Source organism: Methanosarcina sp. 1.H.T.1A.1, assembly GCF_000979295.1.
Taxonomy (GTDB): domain Archaea; phylum Halobacteriota; class Methanosarcinia; order Methanosarcinales; family Methanosarcinaceae; genus Methanosarcina.
The window spans coordinates 1-1,448 of record NZ_JJQY01000066.1; the positions used below are offsets into that span (position 1 = coordinate 1).

Annotated in this window: 1 protein-coding gene and 1 pseudogene; one reads left to right on the forward strand and one right to left on the reverse strand. The window is 37.4% G+C overall.

Features of this window, described 5'->3' with window-relative positions:
- A pseudogene (locus EO95_RS06680) lies at nucleotides 1-183 on the forward strand (heterodisulfide reductase subunit B); the annotation flags it as partial.
- A gap of 296 nt (nucleotides 184-479) precedes the next feature.
- Here the strand turns inward: EO95_RS06680 and EO95_RS06685 are convergent.
- Nucleotides 480-1,094: a UPF0228 family protein gene (locus EO95_RS06685; RefSeq protein WP_048133445.1), complete on the reverse strand. Its 615-nt coding sequence runs from the start codon at nucleotides 1,092-1,094 to the stop codon at nucleotides 480-482.
- Nucleotides 1,095-1,448 lie beyond the last annotated feature (354 nt).

Genomic DNA, 1,448 nt, shown 5'->3' on the forward strand with positions numbered 1-1,448 from the left:
ATCCAGTATGACCGCTACCAGCCTGTTATTGAAAAAGAGTACGGGGTAAAATACGACATGGTGCACATGAATATTGCCCAGTTCGTGGCTCTTTCAATGGGAGCGGACCCCTACAAAGTATGCGGTTTCCAGACTCACTCCGTGCCTCTGGAAGGTTTTCTTGAAAAGGCCGGTATAATATAAAATCCCGTTTTAAAGTTGAACCGGTCACCTTTTTTGTTTTGATTTTTCCCAATTAATTTTTTGGCTTTGTTGAAAGTTGTTTTCTAACTTTAAAATGTATAACAAACAAATTTACCTTAGATGCGTTTATCTTAAGGCGGACTTTTTCCAGATTGAGACTGTCCGAAAAGTCAATAATGGCATGTTGTGAAAGTTATAAGTCTATAATATTAGAGTATCCGTTCCGGTTTTGCATATTGCATCTTATAAAAGTTATAACAGGTAATCACTTTTTGGATAGGCTCTAATACAGCCTCTTAGGTCGTGGGATCAGATGGGGGATAAAGGTAACTAAGCTGTACAGTAAATATATTTTCATTTTGTTCAAGCTCATTTTTTATCCTTATCGCATCTTCTTCCGGAATCCAATATGTCAGAGGTCCATCATTAAAAAGAAAACGAATATCACACCATGTAAACTTTTTCGCCCCAATATCATATTTGTCCAGTATTGCAAGAAATTTTTCGTCCTGGATCGCTTGTTCAGAGACCGGAAGAACGTAATAATCTCCTTTTCGGGTAACATCAGCAGGAGAAGATATAGTCCAATCTTTTTTATCTTCCTTCATCTCTTTTACAAGCTCGCGTCTTATGTCACTCCAATTATCTTTGTCCGCCATTATGTAATATTTTTCTGGATAATTAGTGTCATATGTCATCCTATAGTTCCGAGTCATATTGTAGTTTTGAAGAATGACTTGTACTTCTGACTCAGAAATTCCATCTTTAAATTGAATAGTCATACCAGCTACTTGCGATTCAGGATCTGGTGTTTTCGCATCCTCTACCGGCACTTTTACAAGTAACCCCCAAATCGCTACGAGAGTTAGAAAAACAATAAAAATAGCGATTTCCTTATTGATTTTGCTCATACCAACACCTCAAAAATGAAGAAGATTCGATAAACCTTATAGACTGGCTGTTTGCATAAAGGATATATAAGCAACCATTGAAACCAGAGATTTATCGAACTCCTCTAAGGAATTTTAAGACGGCCTCACATATATACGTTTAGTTTCTTGAGCACCATTGACTTCCACCGTTTGGTGACCAGATCCAATAGGCAATGGATCATTAATATATATATAATATAATCCGTAACCAGTATCTGAGTATCCATAACAAACTCTAAAATGCCCTGGAACCATACTGAAAAAAGGTCTGTTGTTGTTGATCTCAGTCTTAGCGCTGTCTCTTATACACATCTCCGAGCCCACGAGACGGAC